The organism is Allobosea sp. WAO, from assembly GCF_001509835.1.
Classification (GTDB): domain Bacteria; phylum Pseudomonadota; class Alphaproteobacteria; order Rhizobiales; family Beijerinckiaceae; genus Allobosea.
Genome location: NZ_JXTJ01000008.1, coordinates 752345 through 771710, shown reverse-complemented (window position 1 = coordinate 771710; position 19366 = coordinate 752345). Strand labels below are relative to the sequence as shown.

The 19366-nt window shown below is 65.5% G+C and carries 19 protein-coding genes and 2 tRNA genes; 6 read left to right on the top strand and 15 right to left on the bottom strand.

Going from position 1 to position 19366, the window contains the following annotated elements; genetic code table 11:
* Positions 1 to 34 precede the first annotated feature (34 nt).
* From DK26_RS18455 to DK26_RS18435, 5 genes are all read right to left on the bottom strand, one after another.
* Positions 35 to 1414, bottom strand: coding sequence for an amino acid ABC transporter permease (locus DK26_RS18455; RefSeq protein ID WP_066475506.1), 1380 nt, complete (start codon positions 1412 to 1414; stop codon positions 35 to 37).
* Positions 1415 to 1424: 10 nt separating this feature from the next.
* On the bottom strand, positions 1425 to 2618 hold the full coding sequence (locus tag DK26_RS18450) for an amino acid ABC transporter permease (protein ID WP_066475504.1): 1194 nt from the start codon (positions 2616 to 2618) through the stop codon (positions 1425 to 1427).
* A 145-nt stretch (positions 2619 to 2763) separates the two neighbouring features.
* Positions 2764 to 3789, bottom strand: a complete 1026-nt coding sequence (locus DK26_RS18445) for an amino acid ABC transporter substrate-binding protein (protein WP_066475502.1) — start codon at positions 3787 to 3789, stop codon at positions 2764 to 2766.
* Between the two features lie 155 nt (positions 3790 to 3944).
* Positions 3945 to 4964, bottom strand: a complete 1020-nt coding sequence (locus tag DK26_RS18440; protein ID WP_066475499.1) for an amino acid ABC transporter substrate-binding protein — start codon at positions 4962 to 4964, stop codon at positions 3945 to 3947.
* A gap of 144 nt (positions 4965 to 5108) precedes the next feature.
* A complete protein-coding gene (locus DK26_RS18435) occupies positions 5109 to 6134 on the bottom strand; it encodes an amino acid ABC transporter substrate-binding protein (RefSeq protein ID WP_066475497.1) in 1026 nt (341 codons plus the stop codon).
* A 267-nt stretch (positions 6135 to 6401) separates the two neighbouring features.
* Between DK26_RS18435 and metC the strand changes: the two genes are divergently transcribed.
* On the top strand, positions 6402 to 7592 hold the full coding sequence (gene metC / locus DK26_RS18430; protein ID WP_066475495.1) for a cystathionine beta-lyase: 1191 nt from the start codon (positions 6402 to 6404) through the stop codon (positions 7590 to 7592).
* Between the two features lie 72 nt (positions 7593 to 7664).
* On the opposite strand, the gene DK26_RS18425 is transcribed toward metC, so the two are convergent.
* The 3 genes from DK26_RS18425 to DK26_RS18415 form a co-directional block, all read right to left on the bottom strand.
* Positions 7665 to 8009 carry a lipid-A-disaccharide synthase N-terminal domain-containing protein gene (locus DK26_RS18425; protein ID WP_066475494.1) on the bottom strand — a complete coding sequence of 115 codons (345 nt, stop codon included), beginning with the start codon at positions 8007 to 8009 and terminating at the stop codon, positions 7665 to 7667.
* Positions 8009 to 8761 carry a glycosyltransferase family 2 protein gene (locus DK26_RS18420; protein WP_066475489.1) on the bottom strand — a complete coding sequence of 251 codons (753 nt, stop codon included), beginning with the start codon at positions 8759 to 8761 and terminating at the stop codon, positions 8009 to 8011. The genes DK26_RS18425 and DK26_RS18420 overlap by 1 nt, the downstream gene beginning before the upstream one ends.
* 66 nt (positions 8762 to 8827) lie before the next feature.
* The gene (locus tag DK26_RS18415) at positions 8828 to 10516 is read right to left on the bottom strand and encodes a glycosyltransferase family 39 protein (RefSeq protein WP_248310016.1); all 1689 of its coding nucleotides are present in this window, start codon (positions 10514 to 10516) and stop codon (positions 8828 to 8830) included.
* A 278-nt stretch (positions 10517 to 10794) separates the two neighbouring features.
* Between DK26_RS18415 and DK26_RS18410 the strand changes: the two genes are divergently transcribed.
* Positions 10795 to 11058, top strand: coding sequence for a hypothetical protein (locus DK26_RS18410; RefSeq protein ID WP_066475486.1), 264 nt, complete (start codon positions 10795 to 10797; stop codon positions 11056 to 11058).
* Positions 11059 to 11188: 130 nt separating this feature from the next.
* Positions 11189 to 11362 (top strand): hypothetical protein, encoded by a 174-nt coding sequence (locus DK26_RS29085; protein ID WP_157089704.1) that lies wholly within the window; start codon positions 11189 to 11191, stop codon positions 11360 to 11362.
* A gap of 56 nt (positions 11363 to 11418) precedes the next feature.
* Here the strand turns inward: DK26_RS29085 and DK26_RS18405 are convergent, their stop codons facing one another.
* The gene (locus tag DK26_RS18405) at positions 11419 to 11973 is read right to left on the bottom strand and encodes an MgtC/SapB family protein (protein WP_248310015.1); all 555 of its coding nucleotides are present in this window, start codon (positions 11971 to 11973) and stop codon (positions 11419 to 11421) included.
* Positions 11974 to 12105: 132 nt separating this feature from the next.
* Complete coding sequence (locus tag DK26_RS18400; protein WP_066475483.1) at positions 12106 to 13467, bottom strand: amidohydrolase family protein; 1362 nt, start codon at positions 13465 to 13467, stop codon at positions 12106 to 12108.
* 506 nt (positions 13468 to 13973) lie between these two features.
* Between DK26_RS18400 and DK26_RS18395 the strand changes: the two genes are divergently transcribed.
* Entirely contained in the window at positions 13974 to 14465 is a 492-nt protein-coding gene (locus tag DK26_RS18395) for a DUF6790 family protein (RefSeq protein ID WP_066475482.1), read from the top strand.
* Positions 14465 to 14683, top strand: a complete 219-nt coding sequence (locus DK26_RS18390) for a hypothetical protein (RefSeq protein WP_066475480.1) — start codon at positions 14465 to 14467, stop codon at positions 14681 to 14683. The genes DK26_RS18395 and DK26_RS18390 overlap by 1 nt, the downstream gene beginning before the upstream one ends.
* A 130-nt stretch (positions 14684 to 14813) precedes the next feature.
* Here the strand turns inward: DK26_RS18390 and DK26_RS18385 are convergent.
* From DK26_RS18385 to DK26_RS18375, 3 genes are all read right to left on the bottom strand, one after another.
* A tRNA-Arg gene (locus DK26_RS18385) sits at positions 14814 to 14890 on the bottom strand.
* 40 nt (positions 14891 to 14930) lie between these two features.
* Complete coding sequence (locus tag DK26_RS18380; protein WP_066475478.1) at positions 14931 to 15236, bottom strand: ETC complex I subunit; 306 nt, start codon at positions 15234 to 15236, stop codon at positions 14931 to 14933.
* A 43-nt stretch (positions 15237 to 15279) separates the two neighbouring features.
* Positions 15280 to 15356: transfer RNA gene (locus DK26_RS18375), tRNA-Pro, on the bottom strand.
* 621 nt (positions 15357 to 15977) lie between these two features.
* Here DK26_RS18375 and DK26_RS18370 point away from each other — a divergent pair.
* Positions 15978 to 17156 carry a D-glucuronyl C5-epimerase family protein gene (locus DK26_RS18370; RefSeq protein WP_066475474.1) on the top strand — a complete coding sequence of 393 codons (1179 nt, stop codon included), beginning with the start codon at positions 15978 to 15980 and terminating at the stop codon, positions 17154 to 17156.
* Between the two features lie 183 nt (positions 17157 to 17339).
* Here the strand turns inward: DK26_RS18370 and DK26_RS18365 are convergent, their stop codons facing one another.
* Together DK26_RS18365 and DK26_RS18360 are read right to left on the bottom strand one after the other, a co-directional pair.
* Positions 17340 to 18494, bottom strand: coding sequence for a Xaa-Pro peptidase family protein (locus DK26_RS18365; RefSeq protein ID WP_066475473.1), 1155 nt, complete (start codon positions 18492 to 18494; stop codon positions 17340 to 17342).
* Between the two features lie 37 nt (positions 18495 to 18531).
* Positions 18532 to 19326: a transporter substrate-binding domain-containing protein gene (locus DK26_RS18360; protein ID WP_066475472.1), complete on the bottom strand. Its 795-nt coding sequence runs from the start codon at positions 19324 to 19326 to the stop codon at positions 18532 to 18534.
* Between the last annotated feature and the right edge of the window lie 40 nt (positions 19327 to 19366).

Below are 19366 nucleotides of genomic sequence, written 5' to 3'. Positions count from 1 at the left end.
TTGGTCTCTGCCATGGCCATGATTGTGGTCCTCCTCAACGCTTCTGGCCGGCGGCGAGCCGCTTCTCGACCGAGATCGAATAGCGAGACATGCCCCAACAGCACAGGAAATAAAAGATCGCAGCGAAGGCATAGCCTGTCGCGCGGGTGGTCGGTGTCGCCCAGGTCGGATCGACCAGGGTCGCCTCGATGGTGCGCAGGAAGTCGAAGATGCCGACGATGGTGACCAGCGTCGTATCCTTGAACAGCCCGATGAAGGTGTTGACGATGCCCGGGATCACGATGCGCAGTGCCTGCGGCAGGATGATCAGCCGCATCATGCTCCAGTAGCCGAGGCCGAGCGACATCGCGCCTTCGTACTGGCCCTTGGGCATCGCCTGCAGGCCGCCGCGGATCACCTCCGCCATATAGGCGGCGGCGAACATGGCGACGCCGACCAACGGCCGCAGCAACCGGTCCGGCGACCATTCCTGCGGCACGAACAGCGGCAGCATGGTGTTGGCCATGAACAGCACGGTGATCAGCGGCACGCCGCGCACGAATTCGATGAAGATTACCGAGAGCAGCTGGATGATCGGCAGCTTCGAGCGTCGGCCCAAGGCGAGCACCACGCCGAAGGGCAGCGAGAAGACGATGCCGACCGCCGCGATCAGGAAGGTCACCGTCATGCCGCCCCAGAGACCGGTATCGACGCGCGGCAGGCCGATGGAACTTGCCAGCAGGCCGAGCAGCACGAAGACGACCAGCGCGAACAGAACCAACTGCTTGGGACCGGAGAAGCGCTTCAGCGGCGAAGCTTCCTGGACCACAGCGAGGTTGGCCGAGCCGAGATAGAAGCCGACCAGCTGCGGCGCGAAGGAGAGCACGGCGTAGATCGCCGCGAGCACCAGCGACACGATCATGCCGTTGCGCAGCAGGCGCTCGGCACCGGCGCCGCCGAGCAGCAGCACATAGGCGGCGATCGGCATCAGCACGAAGAAGTAGAACAGGCCGAGCTTCTTCTTCGGCGCCTGATTCCAGAGCATCCAGACCACGCCGATCGCGAACAGGGCGAAGACGATGTTGACCCGCCAGCGCTCGCTGATCGGATAGGAGCCGTAGATGAAGTACTGCAGGCGGTCGCCGACATAGGCCCAGCAGGCGCCGACCGGCCGGCCGACCTTGTCGGCGAGGCAGGCATCCCGGTTCGCGCCGGTCCAGACAGCATCGATGAAATAGAAGCGGATGAGCTCGGGCAGGGTCGTCGCGACGATGTAGACGCAAAGCAGCGTCAGCAGCGTGTTCACCGGCCCGGAGAACAAGTTGTTGCGGACCCAGGCCAGCGGCCCGGCGACGGAAAGTGGCGCCGCCTGCTGCTCGAGCGTTTCCTTGCGGACGAAGGCGTAGGGGGCGAGTTCGGTGGTTGCATCGGTCATCGGGGCGCCCTCACCGTTCGACCAGCGCCATGCGCCGGTTGTAGATATTCATGAACAGCGACGTTACCAGCGAGATCGTCAGGTAGACCGCCATGGTGATGGCGACGACCTCGACCGCCTGGCCGGTCTGGTTCAACACCGTGCCGGTGAAGACCTGGACCAGGTCGGGATAGCCGATCGCAACCGCGAGCGAGGAATTCTTGGTCAGGTTGAGGTAGTTCGAGGTCAGCGGCGGGATGATGACGCGCATCGCCTGCGGGATCACCACCAGCTTGAGCGTTGGCCCAGCCCTCAGCCCGAGCGCGTTGGCGGCCTCGGTCTGGCCCTTTGAGACCGCGAGGATGCCGGCTCGCACAACCTCGGCGATGAAGCCGGCCGTATAGGTGGTCAGGCCGAGCAGCAGCGCCACGAACTCCGGGAAGATCTGGATGCCGCCGCGCAGATTGAAGCCGGCGAGCTCCGGATAGACGAAGGAGACCGGGCGCCCGGTGACGAAATAGATCAGCAGGGGCAGGACCACGATCAGGCCGAGGGCGACGAGCCCGATCGGATATTGCTTGCCCGTCGCAGCCTGCTGCTTGCGGGCCCAGTGCCGGAAAACCAGCGTCGCGACGATGCCGAGCAGGAAGGCCCAGACGATCAGGCTGCCGCCGGGGCCGAGATGCGGATCGGGAATATAGAGGCCGCGATTGTTGAGCAGGAAACCCGCCGGCAGCTGGATCGACTGGCGCGGATTGGGCAGCGGCTTCAGCACCGCATTGTACCAGAAGAACAATTGCAGCAGCAGCGGCAGGTTGCGGATGACCTCGACATAGACCATCGCGATCTTCGCCACGACCCAGTTGGTCGAGAGCCGTGCAACGCCGACGAAGAAGCCGAGGAAGGTCGAGAGCACGATGCCGATCGCGGCGACGAGCAGCGTGTTGAGCAGGCCGACATAGAAGGCCCGGCCGTAGGTGCCGGTCGAGGCGTCGTAGGGGATCAGCTTCTGATTGACGTCGAAGCCCGAGGCATTGTGCCAGAAGCCGAAGCCCGAGGCGATCTTCTGCGCCCGCAGGTTCTCGATGGCGTTGGACGCGGCCGAGTAGATCAGGAAACCAACAATGGCGAGCAAGGCCAGCTGATAGACATAACCCCTTATCTTGGGGTCGTAGAGGAGCGATGCTCTGCCCGGTCGGACCGGCTCCGTGGAGGTTGTGGACACGTCTGACGCCCTTTTTTGATCTGGCGGCCGAGGTCCGAAATCGCTCCCTGCAGGGACCGATCGCGGCCATTTTTATCCGGCTCACCCAAGTGGAGACAAGGTGGACGGCGCACGGCCCGAAGGCAGCGCGCCGCGGTAATTCAGCTCACCGGATCGGCGGCGCGTATTGCAGGCCTCCCTTGGTCCAGAGCGCGTTCTGGCCGCGCGCGATCTTCAGAAGCGAGCCCATGCCGACATTGCGCTCAAAGCTCTCGCCGTAATTGCCGACATGCTTGACGATCCGGTAGGCCCAGTCATTGGTCAGGCCGATCGCTTCGCCGAACTTGCCCTCGGTGCCGACCAAGCGCTTGATCTCGGGATTCTCGGATTTCAGCATCTCGTCGACATTGGCTTTGGTGATGCCGAGTTCCTCGGCATTCAGCATGGCGTTGTAAGTCCATTTGACGACGTCGAGCCAGAGATCGTCGCCATGGCGGACGACCGGCCCGAGCGGCTCCTTCGAGATGATCTCCGGCAGCACGATGTGATCGGTGGGGACGCTGAGCTTCAGCCGCTCGGCGTAGAGGCCCGACGCATCGGTGGTGAAGGCGTCGCAGCGTCCGGATTCATAGGCCTTGACGGTCTCGTCATTGCTGGCGAAGGCGACGACCTCGTACTTCATCTTGTTGGTGCGGAAGAAGTCGGCGAGGTTGAGCTCGGTCGTGGTGCCCTGCTGGGTGCACACCGAAGCGCCTTCGAGCTTCATCGCCGAGTCGACGCCGAGCTTCTTGCGGACCATGAAGCCCTGGCCGTCATAGTAGTTGACGCCCGCGAAGTTCAGGCCGAGCGAGGTGTCGCGCGACATCGTCCAGGTCGTGTTGCGCGAGAGCAGGTCGACCTCGCCCGATTGCAACGCGGTGAAGCGGTCCTTCGACGAGAGCGGGATGAACTTGACCTTGGACGGGTCGTTGAAGATCGCCGCGGAGATCGCCCGGCAGAGATCGACGTCGAGGCCGCTCCAGTTGCCTTGCGCGTCGGGCATTCCGAAACCGGCGAGGCCGGGGCCGACACCACAGGTGAGCACTCCCTTGCTCTTGACCTGAGCCAGCATGCCGCCGCCCTGCGCCTGCGCAGCAGAGACTCCAATCACGCCGGCGGCGGCGATCAGCGCCGCGCCCATGAGCTTCTTCATCTTGCTTTCCCCTGTTTTTCGGAACGGGTTCCTGCCCGTTCTCGGTTAGCTAGCAAGTCCCGGACCAGCCCCCGGTCCGCTCGGTCTCCTTTCCTGACAGCAACGAGAAAGGCCTTTGGAGCGTACGGAACTGGGGCGTCCGCTCCCGTCTCAGTTCACCGGATCGGCGGCGCATATTGCAGGCCGCCGCTTGTCCAAAGCGCGTTCTGGCCGCGCATCATCTTCAGGACCGAGCGGTTGCCGACGGTGCGCTCGAAGCTCTCGCCGTAATTCCCGACATGCTTGATGATCCGGTAGGCCCAGTCCTTGGTCAAGCCGAGCCCCTCGCCGAACGCGCCGTCGACGCCGAGCAGGCGCTTGATCTCGGGATTTTCCGACTTCAGCATCTGGTCGACATTCGCCTTGGTGACGCCGAGCTCCTCGGCATTCAGCATGGCGAAGTGCACCCACCTCACCAGCTTGAACCATTGCGAGTCGTTGTCGCGCGTCAAAGGACCGAGAGGCTCCTTCGAGATGATCTCCAGCAGCACCATGTGATCGTCCGGCGCCGTCAGCTTCAGGCGCTCGGCATAGAGGGACGATGCGTCGGTGGTGAAGGCGTCGCAGCGGCCGGCGTCATAGGCCTTGATCGTCTCGGCGCCGGTATCGAAGGAAACCAGCTTGTACTTCAGCTTGTTGACGCGGAAGTAGTCGGCGAGGTTGAGCTCGGTGGTGGTGCCGCGCTGGGCGCAGATCGAGGCGCCGGAGAGCTGCATAACCGACGTCGCGCCGAGCTTGCGGCGAACCATGATCCCCTGGCCGTCATAGTAGTTGACGCCGACGAAGAGCAGGCCGGGCGGCGTGTCGTTCGAGATCGTCCAGGTCGAATTGCGGATCAGCACGTCGACCTCTCCGGCCAGCAGCGCCTTGAAGCGGTCATTGGCCGAGAGCGGGATGAACTTGACCTTGGAGGCATCACCGAAGATCGCAGCGGCGATGGCGCGGCAGTACTCGACGTCGAGCCCACTCCAGTTGCCCTGCGCGTCGGGCGCGCCGAAGCCGATGAGGCCGGGATTGGCGCCGCAGTTCAGCGCGCCGCGGCTCTTGACCTGTTCGAGAGTCCGGGGTGCCTGCGCATGCGCGGTGCCGAATACGCTGGCGACGACGAGCAGCGCCGCGCTGATAATTCTGATCATGCCTTTCCCCTGTCTCGTGGAACGGGTTCGGCCCGCTCTCTGTCGACTGGCAAAGGCCGGCCCACCCGGCCCGCGCAAACCAGCTTTCTCAGCATTTCCGGAGGCAGAAAGGGGCGGCTGCCGGAAGCAGCCGCCCCGATCAGATCAACGCACCGGCGGGGCGTATTGCAGGCCGCCCTTGGTCCAGAGCGCGTTCTGGCCGCGGGCGATCTTCAAGAGCGAGCCCTGGCCGACGTTCTTGTCGAAGCTCTCGCCGTAATTGCCGACATGCTTGATGATCCGGTAGGCCCAGTCGGGCGTCAGGCCGATGGCCTCGCCGAACTTGCCCTCGGTGCCGAGCAGGCGCTTGATCTCCGGGTTCGGCGACTTCAGCATCTCGTCGACATTGGCCTTGGTCACGCCGAGTTCCTCGGCATTCACCATGGCGAAGTGCACCCACTTCACCAGGTTGAACCACTGCGCGTCGGTGTTGCGCGTCGCCGGTCCGAGCGGCTCCTTCGAGATGATCTCGGGCAGGACCATGTGGTCGTCCGGCGCGGTCAGCTTCAGGCGCTCGGCATAGAGGCCGGAGGCGTCGGTGGTGAAGGCGTCGCAGCGGCCGGAGTCATAGGCCTTGACCGTCTCGTCCGAGGTGGCGAAGGCGACGACCTCGTACTTCAGGTTGTTGGCGCGGAAGAAGTCGGCGAGGTTGAGCTCGGTCGTGGTGCCCTGCTGGGTGCAGACCGAGGCGCCGGAGAGCTGCAGCGCCGAGGTGACGCCGAGCTTCTTGCGGACCATGAAGCCCTGGCCGTCATAGTAGTTCACGCCGGTGAAGAGCAGGCCGAGAGCGGTGTCGCGCGACATCGTCCAGGTCGAATTGCGAACGAGCACGTCGACTTCGCCGGACTGCAGCGCGGTGAAGCGGTCCTTGGCCGAAAGCGGGATGAACTTGATCTTGGTCGGATCGTTGAAGATCGTCGCCGAGATCGCGCGGCAGAGATCGACGTCGAGACCGACCCAGTTGCCCTGCGCATCCGGCAGGCCGAAACCGGCAAGGCCGGTGTTGGAGCCGCAGTTCAAGGTATTGCGGCTCTTCACCTGGGCCAGGGTCTGTGGCGCCTGCGCCTGCGCCGTCGTCGCGGCGAACGCCAAGCCCAGCCCGGCGACCGCGGCTGCCATGATCTTTTTCATAGTACTCTCTCCCATTGGTTTCCCCACCGGCAACTGCCGATGGGAACGTGCCGGTAACCTGGCATCGTCGCGACTTGGTTGTCCCGTTTGATGCACAACTCCTGAGTGGTGTCCGGCGTCGGTCGATTGCCAGAGCGACCCATGAGCGTCAAGCAACGGCTCCCCTGCGCGCCTGCCTCTTTTCACCTCAAACATCACATGCGAGTTTCGGGGGGTGGTCAAGTGTGACCGACCCCGATTCCTGCCCCGCGGCCCGGCCGAGATCCCATGAAAAAGCTGTCATCGCCCGAATTCTCGCGCCTGCGCGAGAAGACCCGCCTTGTCCTTGCCGGCCGCGATCCGGCCGATTCCTATGGCTTCGTCAATCCGCCTATCGTCCGGGGGTCGACCGTCGTCTATCCGAACATGGAAGACTTCATGGTCCGCAAGGCGCGCTACACCTATGGCACCCAGGGCAACCCGACGATCGACGCCCTGCTGGCGGCGCTGAACACCATGGAAGGCGGCGCCGGTACCGTGGTCTGCCCGTCCGGGCTTCTCGCCTGCACCTTGCCGATGCTGGCCGTGCTCTCCTCCGGCGATCACCTTCTGGTGACGGACAGCGTCTACCGACCGACCCGCATATTCTGCGACAAGATGCTGAAGCGGATGGGGGTCGAGGTCACCTATTACGACCCCGCCATCGGCGCCGGAATTGCCGGCCTGTTCAAACCGAACACCAAGGCGGTCTGGACCGAGGCGCCGGGCTCGCAGACCTTCGAGATGCAGGACATCCCGGCGATCATCGAGGCGGCCCATGCCCGCGACGTGCTGGTCCTGATGGACAACACCTGGGCGACGCCGCTCTTCTTCGATGCCCACAAATTCGGCGTCGACCTCTCGGTCCAGGCTGGCACGAAGTACTATGCCGGCCATTCCGACGTGCTGATCGGAACGGTCTCGGCCCGCACGCCCGAGCTCTACAAGCGCCTGCGCGAGGCCTGGGAGACCCTCGGCGTGATCATTGCGCCCGAGGACGCCTTCCTGACGCTGCGCGGCATCCGCACCATGCATGTCCGCCTGAAGGAGCAGATGCCGGCCGGCATCGAGATGGCGAACTGGCTCGCCGCGCGCCCGGAAGTCGCGCGCGTGCTGCACCCTGCCCTGCCGAGCGACCCCGGCCATGCGATCTGGAAGCGCGACTTCACCGGCGCCTCCTCGCTGTTCGCGATCGAATTGAAGCCGGTCGCGACCAAGGCGGTCGCGGCCATGCTCGACGGGCTCTCCCTGTTCGGCATGGGCGCGTCCTGGGGCGGCTATGAAAGCCTCGTCCTGCCCTTCGACTGCACGGCCTACCGCACGGCGACCAAGCCGGGCTTCGCCGGGCCGACGATCCGCCTGCATATCGGGCTGGAGGATCTCGAGGACCTCAAGGAAGACCTCGATGCCGGCTTTGCGCGGCTGAGGGCAGCAGGCTGAAGTGGACCGATCTCGGGCCGGACCAAGTCCGCTCCGGGCGCCTCGTCGAACGCGGCGCCCGGACGATGCCGCTCAGCCCGGTCCGGAGTTCGTATCCTCGCCGCGCGCCTTGGCGCGCAGGACGAATTGCAGGTTGCGCAGGTAGACGAACAGGCCAAAACCCTGGCCGAGGATGAAGACCGGGTCGCGCCGGTAGAGCGCATAGACCAGCAGCAGCGCGCCGCCGCCGATCGAGAACCACCAGAAGGTCATCGGCACGACCGAGCGCTGCGCCTTCTCGCTGGCGATCCACTGCACCACGAAGCGCATGGTGAAGAGGCCCTGCGCGACGACGCCGAGCAGCACCCACCAGTCGACATTGTTGACGAAGACGTCGTGGAAATAGTCTCCGATCATGTTCTGCAGGTCGACGAGCATCAGCGCGCCTCCGCTACGATCTGCGGCACCCTCTTGCGGCGCCTGATCAGCCACCATACGCCCATCAGGTCGAGCATGCCGACCCAGAGCCGGTCGAAGAAGCCGTAATTCGAGACCCCGCTGATGCGCTGCCGGTCGCGCACGTCATGATGCGCGACCTCATAGCCCTCGCGCACGATGAGCGCGGGCATGAAGCGATGCAGCGCATCGAAATAGGGCAGAGCGAGATAGGCTTCGCGGCGGAAGCATTTCAGCCCGCAGCCGGTGTCGCGCGTGGCATCCTTCAGCACGGCGCCGCGGACCTTGTTGGCGATGCGCGACTGGAAGCGCTTGAAGCCGGTGTCCTTGCGGCCGACGCGCTGACCCTGGATCAGACCGACGCCGGGCCCGGCAGCTTCGAGCTGCGTCAGCATCGCCGGCAGGAAGGACGGGTCGTTCTGGCCGTCGCCGTCGAGCGTTGCGACGATGTCCGCACGGGCCGCGCGCACGCCGCTGCGGACGGCGGCCGACTGGCCACAGGACTGGGCATGGCGGACGACGCGCAGCCAGGGCCGGGTCGCGGCGAGCCCGGCGAGCGCCGCCGCCGTTCCGTCGCTCGAGCCGTCATCGACATAGATCACCTCGAACGGCGCGATCGCACTGCAGGCGCTCTCGATGTCGCCGACCAGCGGAGCGATGTTGCCCGCCTCGTTGCGCACGGGAACGACGATGCTGAGGCGCGGCGGGCCGGCGGAAGGCACGGGTTCGGTCACGGAAACGGGTCTTTCTGCGGTTGCGGGCGCAAACTGCGTCAAGCGACGCGATGGGGCAAGCGCCGATCAGTCGCGGACATAGACGCTGATCGACAGGCGCTTGCCGCCATTGAGGTTGAAGCCCTGGATCGTGGTGGCGAGGCGCGGCGCCGGCGTCAATCCGGCGATGCCCTCGACGAAGCCCTGCGAGACGCGCTGCTCGATGAGAGCGACACGGCAGCCGGGCTCGCGCAGGAAGGCGGCGGCAGCGGCGCCGTCATAGCCCATCGCCAGATCGGTGCCGACGAGGAAGACGAGGCTGGGCTCGCGGTAGCCGACGGTCATGACCTTGGGCGCCGCGCAGCCGACCGAGCGCACCGCCTCCGCCAGTCGCGGCGACAATTGCAGCGAGCGCAGGCTCGGCGCGGCAAGGCCGAAGACACCGGCGCTGAGCAGCAGGCTCGCGACAACGCCGCGCCAGAGCGCGCCCTCGGTCTCGCCGCGCCGGAAGGCGAGGAAGCCGAGGAAGGCGAAGAACAGCGCCAGCGCCAGGACCGGCAAGGCAAGCCAGGGCAGCGTGCGGTCGAGCGTCCAGTTGCCGTAGAGGATGACGCCGACCAGAGCCGCCGGCACCAGCACGACCAGCGCGGCGGTGAGGCTCGCGCCGCGCCGGAAGCGGTCGATACCGCCATTGATCATCGCCAGCAGCAACAGCGCCGTGATCGCCGGATAGAGCGGCAGCACGTAATGGGGCAGCTTGGTCGGCACCGCCTCGAAGACCAGCCAGGACGGCACGATCCAGGCGATCAGGAAGAGGATCTGCGGCTCGCGGCGCCGGACCCAGACGAAGGGGACGGCCATGGCGGCGATCGCGGCCGACGGCCAATAGGTCCCGAAGAACAGCAGGAGATAGAGACCCGGCGGCCCCCAATGCTTCTCCTGCCCCTCCCCGACCTTGCCGAGCATGTCCTTGCCGACGCTCTCGGTGAAGAACTCGCCGCCGCTCTTCAAGGCGATGGCGATGAACCAGGGCAGGACAACGACGAGGCAGAGCAGCAGGCCGGCCCTGGGCCGCAGCGGCGCGAACCAGCGCAGGGAGCGCTCCCTGATGCTCAGCACCAACACCGCCAGCCCCCAGACCATCGGCACGATCGGCCCCTTGATCAGCAAGGCGAGCGCCGTCGCCCCCCAGAACACCAGCCAGTTGTGGCGGCTCGGCACGAAGGCGAGCGAGCGCGTCCAGTCGAGCCAGGTCCTGGCGAGCGCACCCATGGTCGCGACGGCGCAGGCGGCCAGCACAGCATCGGTCTTGGCGATCCGCGCCTCAACGCCGAGCAGCACGGCAGCAGCCATCAGCGCGCCACCGAGCAAGGCAAGGCGTGCGCCGACGAAGGCGAGGAGCGCCCAATAGGTCAGAAGCACGGTCGCGATCGCGCCGATCAGGGATGGCAGGCGATAGAGCCAGATCGTCGTGCGCGCTGCCGGCACGCCCAGCGCCTCACCGGCACTGACGGTGGCCGATTGCAGCCAGTAGATGCCGACGGGCTTCTTGTGCCGGGCCTCGTCCTGGAAACGGATGTCGACGAAGTCGCGGGTCTCCAGCATCTGCTTGCTGGCCTGGGCAAAGCGCGGCTCGTCGCGGTCGAACGGCTGCAAGCTGGAAAAACCCGGCAGGAAGGCGCCGAGCGAAAGCAGGACCAGAAGCAGGCAGGCCCGCAGATGGCTCGCCGAAGCGAAGCCAGCGAGCCGATCGAGCCCAGAGCCGAACGAGGACATCGACACTCCTTGCAGCCGCAACATGCGGGCAACAAAACCAGACCACCCGAACGCCGCAGGGAGGTCGCGGGCAGATCCCGCAATCGGGCGCAGCGCATGGCCCCGCTTTCGGGCGTGATCATGGCGGTGCGGTTTCCGCGCGTTTACGGCCTCGCGCCGCCAGCGGCAAGATGGCGGCCGGGTCGCGGTGCACGCATACGGCGATAGCGACGTTGCGTAGCCGCTACGTTATCGTGAGCCTGCGCCAGTGAGGCGCAGCCCCGGAAGGACCGCGAAAGATGCTGTGGCGCGCCTTCAAGAGCGGCCTTCTTGGCCTTCTAATCGGTCCGGCTATCGCCATGCTGATCGTGATCGCCGCGATGATCTTCGATGCGAAATGTGGACCGGGCGACTCAGGCGGCTGCGCCATGGGGCTGGTGACCGTGCCGGTCGCGGCAGCCCTGCCGAGCTTTGCCCTGTTCTTCGGTCTGCGACTCGCGGCTGACCTCTGGCGGGCGAGACCGTCGATCCGGCAACTGCGCAATTGGGGACGGGAGGAGTAGCGCCCTACTGCATTTGCGGTACGGCGGAATCCCGCGGCACGCCCATCCGGGACGGACCATCCCCCTCCTTGTCCGTTGAAGCGGCATGGTTGCGCGCGCAAGCTCACCTTCGCGGCAGGAGCGAGGGGGCTTGGCCATGAAGACACCTATCGCCGTTCACACTGACGAGGACTTCGAGCGGGCCCAGCGACGCGTGGCCGAATTGAGCATCACGCCCGACAGCCCCGAGAAGGCCCGCGAACTGGAGGCTCTGGCCGAGGCCATGCTCGCCTTCGAACTGCGCCTCGACGAAGCAATCCACTGATCGCCAGCAGACCGGCGCCGCTGCCGCGCAGTTCGGCAGCGGCTTTTCCCGTCCGATCAGCGTTCCGGCGCCTTCGACGGCGCCCCCTCGCGGTCCTGCGTGGCACCTGAAGCCTCCGCTTCCAGATCCCGATCGCCGCCGGCCCAGCGCTCGATGGAATGGTCCACCGCGAGCAAAAGAAGAGCGACAAACACCGCCGTCACGACAATGGGCCAGTCGCCGAGGCCGGCGGCACAGCCGAGCGCAGCCGTGACCCAGATCGCGGCCGCGGTCGTCAGGCCGCGCGGATGCAGCTCGCGATCGCGCAGCACGATGGTGCCGGCCCCGAGGAAACCGATACCGGTGACGATGCCCTGCACAACGCGGCTCGCCGCATCGGTCTGGCTGGGATCGCTGAAGATCGAGGCCGCCGCGGCGGTCCCCAGCCCGACCAGGCCGAAGGTCCGAATACCCGCGCTCTTCTGCTTGCGCGTCCGCTCGAAACCGACTGCGACGCCGGCGGCAGTGCCGATGAGCAGCCTGCCGATCAACTCCATCTCACCGATCATGATCATGATGCCCCCCCGCCGACATGCCACTTGGCCAGCCTCCATGCTGGAATGCTGGCCCATCAAGGCACTCCAACCCAACCGGGGCAGCCGTGTTCCCGCGGCTCGGGAAACGCGGTTTGGGGAGCGAGCGCAGGGTTCAGGGAAGCGTCAGGCCGCCCGAAGCGACCTGCACGGGGGTGAGCCGCGCTCTACTCAGCGTGCCAGCGTATTCTTGAAGATACGGCCGTCCTTCATGATCACCACGAAATTCCTGTGGGGATCGGCGACGAGGTTGATGTTCTCGAGCGGATTGCCATCGACCAGCAAGAGGTCGGCCAGGGCATTGGCTGCGACGACGCCGAGCTTGCCCGGATAGGGGTTGCGAAGGCCGGACAGCTCCAGCAGGCGAGCATTCGTGCCAGTCGCCATGGCGAGGGTCTCGGCGGGCGTGAACCAGCGAGCGAACTTGGCGAGCAATTCGCCATGCCGCGTCGCGAGCTGCGCCGAGAACAGGATGTCGGTGCCGAAGGCGAGCTTGAGCCTGTACTTTTTCGCCAGCTCGAAGGTCTTCTCCGTTCCGGCGAACACCGAATAAGCCTTGGCGCGCTCGCCCGATCCCGGCGGAAACGCCTCGGCCATTTCATCGGGAAAGGCCTGCGTGCTGAGCCAGATATCGTTGTCGGCGATCAGCTTGGCCGATGCCTCGTCCATCAGATGGCCATGCTCGATGCATTTCACGCCGGCCGCGATCGCGCGCTTGATCGCCGCCGGCGTATAGGCGTGCACGGTGACATAGGTCCCCCAGTTCTCGGCGGCCTCGACCGCAGCGCGAAGCTCCTCGGCCGTGAAGGTCGAGACGTCGAGCGGGCTGAACGGCGATGCGACGCCGCCGCCAGCGGTCAGCTTGATCTGCGAAGCGCCCTGCATCAGCTGCTCGCGGACGCGCAGACGCACCTCGTCCGGGCTGTCGGCCAGCATGCTGCCGCCGATCTGCTCCATGCGCGACAATGTCCCCGGCGAGCGCGGCAGCTCGGTCTGCTGCCGGAAATCGCCATGGCCGCTGGTCACGGTGATGACCGCGCCCGAGGGGTAGATGCGCGGCCCGGGAAGGACCCCGGCGTCGATCGCCTGCTTGAGGCCGAAGGACGGCCCGCCCATGTCGCGAATGGTGGTGAAGCCGCGCATCAGCGTTGCCGTAGCCTCGGCACCCGCCGACAGGTAGTTGAAGCCGAGATTGCCGAAGATCGCCTGCGACGGCGTCGAGCGCACCATCATGGCGTGCCAGTGCATATCGGTCAGGCCCGGCATCAGGATCCGGCCGCCGCCCGCGATCACGAGCGTGCCGGGTTCAGCGGGAATCGGCGCCGCCGAGATGCGCTCGATCAGGTTGCCGCGGACGAGGACATGGGATGGCGCCGAGAGCGCAGCGCCCGTGCCATCGAAGATGCGCACGTCCTGGAACAGCGTCGTCGCGGCCCCGGCAGGCGCCGCCGGCTGCGCCCGCAGCGGACTCGCCATGCCCGAAGCCAGAACGGGGAGAGTCGCGAGGAGCCGCCGCCGGGTCAGCATTCTCATCTCAGGGCCTCCCGAACAGGATGACGAAGCACCAAGCCTCTGGGAGAAACCGGACCCAGGGAGCCGCAGGCTCGCCGGCAGCATCCCCGCTTCAGGCGCTTGGCACAAGGTGTGGCGACACGCCGAGCCGCCCCGGCGCCGGCCGGCGCTCCTACGAGACGTTATGAAATCTGCATAAGCACCAGAAGTCTCTACAACTTCCAGCGGACTGTGGCCCACCACGAGACGCCCGCCACGGAGAGCATTCCCCCTCCCACCAGAACCGCATCCAGCACTTCGACCTCGTCCTCACCAAAAGTGGCCTATGTCCACTTCGGCAAGTGGCAGCGGTTCCTTGCTACCGACCTCCGGCGCGCGCGTGCTTAACCTAGATCAAATGCGAAACCAGCTGGGGTAGTGGCGGCGCCGATAGAGCAAGCATCAAGCGATGACTGCGCGATGGTCTCGACCGCTGGTTTCAGTCATTCTCAGCCTGTAACCAGCGTCGGGCTCATCTGGGAGCTGCCATGATTGAAGCGATCACCCGCCTCGTGCTCGGCAACCTGACGCCGTTGCTTTTTATCCTGGCTTTTGTGATCGCCTCCAGCGTGAAGGCTCCGCCGTCCTATTGCGCGCGTCTCCTGAACTGGCTGCTGTTACTGCCGATCGGTTTCGGCAGCCTCTGGTCGGGAGCCTTCCATGTCTTCTTTCCCGAGATCGCCTCGCGATCGATAGGGTGGCAGCCCAGTCCGTTCGAGTACGAGGTCGGCGTGGCCGACATGGCGATGGGGATCACGGCGATGGTCTCGTTCTGGCGGCCCCTCGCCTTCAAGGCGGCAGTGATCCTCTGCCTGGTGCTCTTCTATTTTGGCGTAGCAGTGAATCACGTTCACGACGCATTCGCCGGCGGCAATCTCGCACCCAACAATTTCGGGGCGCTGCTGGCGGTCACGATCGCCGAGATCATCCTGCTGCCGCTGCTCTACCTGCAGGCGAAGCGCGAAACAGGGAGCGCATGATGTCCGAGATCGAGACCAAGCCGGTAATCGCCGACGCCTTTCCCGCGCACCCCGAGGAAATGCGAGCGGAGTTCGACCTGCGCGTAGGCAGGCACGTCACGCTGCAGGGCCGCGCCCGGATCACGCCGGCGGGCGTCATCTGCACCGGCATTTCGCTCGCCCTCGTCGGGTTCGCGCTCGGCTATCTCGCCCGTTCGCTGCCGCGCCGGCGACCGTGAGCGCGGCTCGCGACGACGAGCAGCTCTGCAGCCCGACCGGAAAGCGCCGTGCCTTCGGATATCAGAATGACCTGCAATCCACTTGTCAGAATGCACCGCGAAACAAAGAGAGATTCCGCAATGATATCAATGGCGAGCCCGACAGGATTCGAACCTGTGACCAGCAGCTTAGAAGGCTGCTGCTCTATCCAGCTGAGCTACGGGCCCGTAGAAGTGCGGCGGGCATGCGCCCCTCGCCTGAAGTTCTTCAGTGCGTCCACTGGCCGACGCGGTTGAACTTGAAATTGTCCGAATATGCCATGGGACGCCGCTTCGGCTGATGCGGTTGCTCGAGGCGATAGGGGATGCCATTGCGCTCGGCATAGGCGACCGCCTCATCGGCGCTCTCGAACCAGAGCTTCAGCTGGCTTTTCATATCGCTCGACGAGGTCCAGCCCATCAGCGGCTCGACCTCGCGCGGGCGCTCGGGCTCATACTCGAGGAGCCAGCGGCCGGTCTTGGCCGTACCCGACTGCATCGCTGTCCGAGCAGGGCAATAGATGCGTGCGGTCATGCTCTTCCTCGTCTTCCCCGCCAGCGGCCGGCAGTCGTGAGAATGGTCGGGGCACCAGGATTCGAACCTGGGACCCTCTGCTCCCAAAGCAGATGCGCTACCGGGCTGCGCTATACCCCGCCGTCTCGTAAGTGCATCTTATCACTCACAAATCAGGCACGCCAGCTATTCTCAAAGCCGGCACGACGCGGAACGAAATAGCATCAAGGGAGACGGATGGAAACCGAAAGTTCCGCGAAACTCCGTGCGCCGCTCCGACGGCTGCTTTCCCGGACCGACGGACGGCGGCACGATGAAGAACAATCGCCCCGATACGAGCAACCATCTGCCCGAACAGCCTGAGCCGACCGCCTACGAAGACCCCTGAATCAGCGGCAATCGCCTGATTCTCCCTGGCAAGCTCCGCACGGCCGAAAACGCCGAAGCGCGCCCCTGCGCCCTCAAATGCAGACGCGCTTCCTCGGCCCGTCAGCGAATGCCTGTTTCCGTCGGCAGGATTGTGCGATAGACGAGGCCGGCGTTTGCTACTGGAGACGTCGACTTGCTTCCGAAAGCTCTCGGGCGACTTGAGCTTGCCGTTGTCGTCGCGACAATCGTGGCTGCGCCCCGCTTCACCATCGGCGACCTATCTCCAGGATATCTCACCGGATCGCGCACCGGGGCGGCCCGGCGTCGGCTGCATTTGGGGCTGCTGCCCGCTGCCGGCAGTGCCTTCCCGGTCGCGACGGAGCACGTCAAGCCATGATCGATCGCAGCCGAGATGCGAGCGGCGGGGGCATGACCCGCGCCATCACCTTTGCAGTGCTGGCAGTCTTGGTCACCATGGTCTTGGTCGCCGTCGGCGTCACGCTGTATCGGGCTGAGAAACACGCTGTCGCCGTTCAGGCCGACCTCTTTCAGATCAAGGAACGCTCATACGCCTTGGCCGTAGAACTGGCGCAGATGCGGGCTGCACTCGCACAGAAGCGGGCAGAAAAGTCGCAACCCGTCGACGGCGACGATCTGGTCGAGGCCTTGGAGGAACTGCGGCGCTGGCACAGCGTCAGGCCGATCCCCGACCTCGCATCCGAAACGCTCGACATCGGCCACGTCAAGACATTGCGTGTCGACATCAGGCCGTTCGACGCACGTGTGCCCTTGGCCGTTGCCGAAGACCGGGCCGGCTGGGAGCCAGGGAATGACAGCGACCTGCCTTACCCGTGGCCGACCAGGGACGGGGAAACGGTCTTCAGCGCCTTCTACTACGCAGTCAATGCTTCAATCATCATGCGCCGCTGGCGTGCGACCGGGGACAAGCGCTTCCTCGCTCTCATTGCGGGTCTGGAAGCAGCACGGGAGCGTGAGACCGTCCGTGAGGGGACCAGCGCCTTCATCGCCGCCGAGCATCCACTCGCCCTCGCTTCCTCAACGCTGCCAGCGGGATGGCGCAGCGCGTTCTCGAACGCTTTCGTGGTAGTCGGCTTGCTCGACCTGCACGAAGCAACCGCCGACGAGAGCTATCTCAACTTGGCACGAAGCTACGTTGCCGGCCTCACAAACGCCAGAACCGCCGAGAAATTGTGGCGCATCGATGCCTCGCAGTACCTGTGGTTTGAGGAATATCCGGCTATCGAGGGGCGCCCGACGAGCGTCATAAACGGCCATATCGGGAGCGTTCTGGCGCTGCATCGGTATTGGACGGTGACAGGCGACAAGACTGTGCTGCCCTTGATCAGAGCGGGCATCGCGACGGCGGCAAGATACATGTGGAAGGTGCGCAACCCCGGCGGGATTTCGGCCTACTGGTTGCACGATTCGAAGACACCGGATTACGGCCCGGTGAGGGCGACCAACTTCGCCGATGCCCTCCTGGCGATATCAGGGCACCGCATATTTCGTGAACTTTCCGACGCCCTGAAGACGGATATGCCGATCCGGTAGAGCATGCTCGAACGAAGCGGGCACCGGATCCCGTGAAGAAAACGCGATAAAACAAAGACCTAGAGCATCTCTGCGACTCGACGAATCGCAGAGATCCGCCGGGTTGCATCTCAACGCAGCCAGCCTGAGACGAGAGCGGCCAGACAGCCTTTTGCGTACAGGCCCGTCTATTCCTGCTCCGCCTCATGCCGCGACGATCAGATCCCGCGAGGTCCGCGAAAGCAGCTCGCAGCCATCGCGCGTCACCAGCACATTGTCGATGATGCGGGCGCCGAGGCGCTCATCCCCCAGGAAGACCGGCGGCTCGACGCTCAGCACCATGCCGGCCCGCAGCACATAGTCGCTGCCGCCGATCATGTGCACCGGCTCGCCCCATGTCGGCGGGAAGCCGGGCGCCAGCCCATACCCCGACGTGTGGACCCTGCCCTGCTCCAGCCCGGCAGCGCCGATCACCCACTTGGCCGCCTCATGTGGCGCGGTTGCCGGGGCGCCGTCGCGAATCTCGGCAATGCAGGCATCGCAGGCGCGCCGGACGATGTCGTAGAGCTCGCGCATGCGCGGCGTCGGCGGCCCAAGGCTGAACTGCCGGCCGATGGTCGCGGTATAGCGACGCCAGGTCGCGCCATATTCGACGCTGCCGTAATCGCCTGCGGCGAGCAGGCGCTCGGTCGGCGCGCCGTGGCTGTAGCCGGAGCGCGCGCCCGCGACGAGGTTGATCGGGCTGGCGGCAAGGCCACTGCCGCGGGCAAGCAGGGCGCCATAGACGTTGCCAGCCAGGGCAAGCTCGCTGCGGCCGGGGCGCAGGCCCGCCGCGAACACTGACATCGCCTCGTCAGCGATGGCGCTCGCGCGCCGGATATAGGCGATCTCGGACGGCGATTTCACCAGGCTAAGATCCGGCACCAAGTTTGTCGTCTCCGCCTCCAGGCTGGAGCCGAGCAGCTCGCACAGGCGGACATAGTGATGCGGGTGCAGGTAATAGGCCGGCACCTCCATGCCGCATCGCGCAGTCGGCAGGCCAAGCTCGTCGGCAAGGCGCTCGAAGCGCAGGATGGCATCCTCGTTCTCGCCGCCGCCAAAGGTTTCGATCCGGTCGACCAGCGCCTCGTCCAGCAACTCGTTGCGCTCGCCCTCACGCGCCATGATCGTCAGCGGGCCGGAGCCCGGCACCAAGAGACACTGGAATTCCTGATAGCTCTTGGCGTCCGAGCCGGTCAGCCAGCGGATCGAAACCGGGTGGAACAGGATGAGCCAGTCCAGCCCTCGCTCGGCCATCGCCCGGCTGACGGCGGCGCGGCGCTCCGCGAACTCCTCGCGGGAGAAATCATGCTTCGACATGCGGTTCCTTCCGGTCGCGCCGCCCTGCCCAGCCGGCTCAGAGCGCCGGCAAAGGCTGCATCGGGCCACCGAGCCACTTCTTGTGCAGCTCGTCGAGATCGCCGTTCAGCGTGCTCTGGAAGATCAGCGTGTCGAGCCAGCGCAGCAGGGTGTGCTCGCCGAGCCTGACCGTGACATGGGCGGGCGCGCGGCGCAGTGCGAACTTGAAGTCGAACTCCTTCGCCGGGTTCTTCTTCGCGAGTTCGACGACGACGACGCTATTGGCCGCCAGCAACTGGGCGTGGCCCGAGAGATAGGCCTGGACCGCCGTGGCATTGTCCTCGGTGCGCATGATGTCGGCGCCTGGCGCGAGCGCGGTCAGGACGAGGTCCTCGGTCGTGCCCTTGGCGACGGCGACGCGGTTGCGCCCGATATCCGCGGCCGATTTCAGGGCGAGGCCCTTGGCGCCGTAGACCGCCAGCGAGGTGTCGGCATAGGGCGCGCTGTACATGACCTGGCGGGCGCGCTCGGCGGTGATCGACATCGCCGCGATGTTCATGTCCGACTTGTCGGTGAGAAGGAAGGGAATGCGGCTGGCGGCCGGCACCGGCAGCAGCTCGAGCTTCACGCCGAGCGCCTTGGCGACCAGCTTCGCCATGTCGATGTCGAAACCTTCGAGCTCGCGATTGGCGTTCATCATGCCGAAGGGTGGCACATCGGCAAAGACGGTAATGCGCACCACGCCCTTGGACAGGATGTCTGCCAGTTTGTCGGCCTTTGCCTCGACGCTCGACAGCAAACCCGCCGCAAGAAAACCCAAAGCCGCCACGACCGCCCTGAAACCTGCCTTCATGATCGCTCTCCCTTTCCGATCACTTCTTGCGATGCAGCAT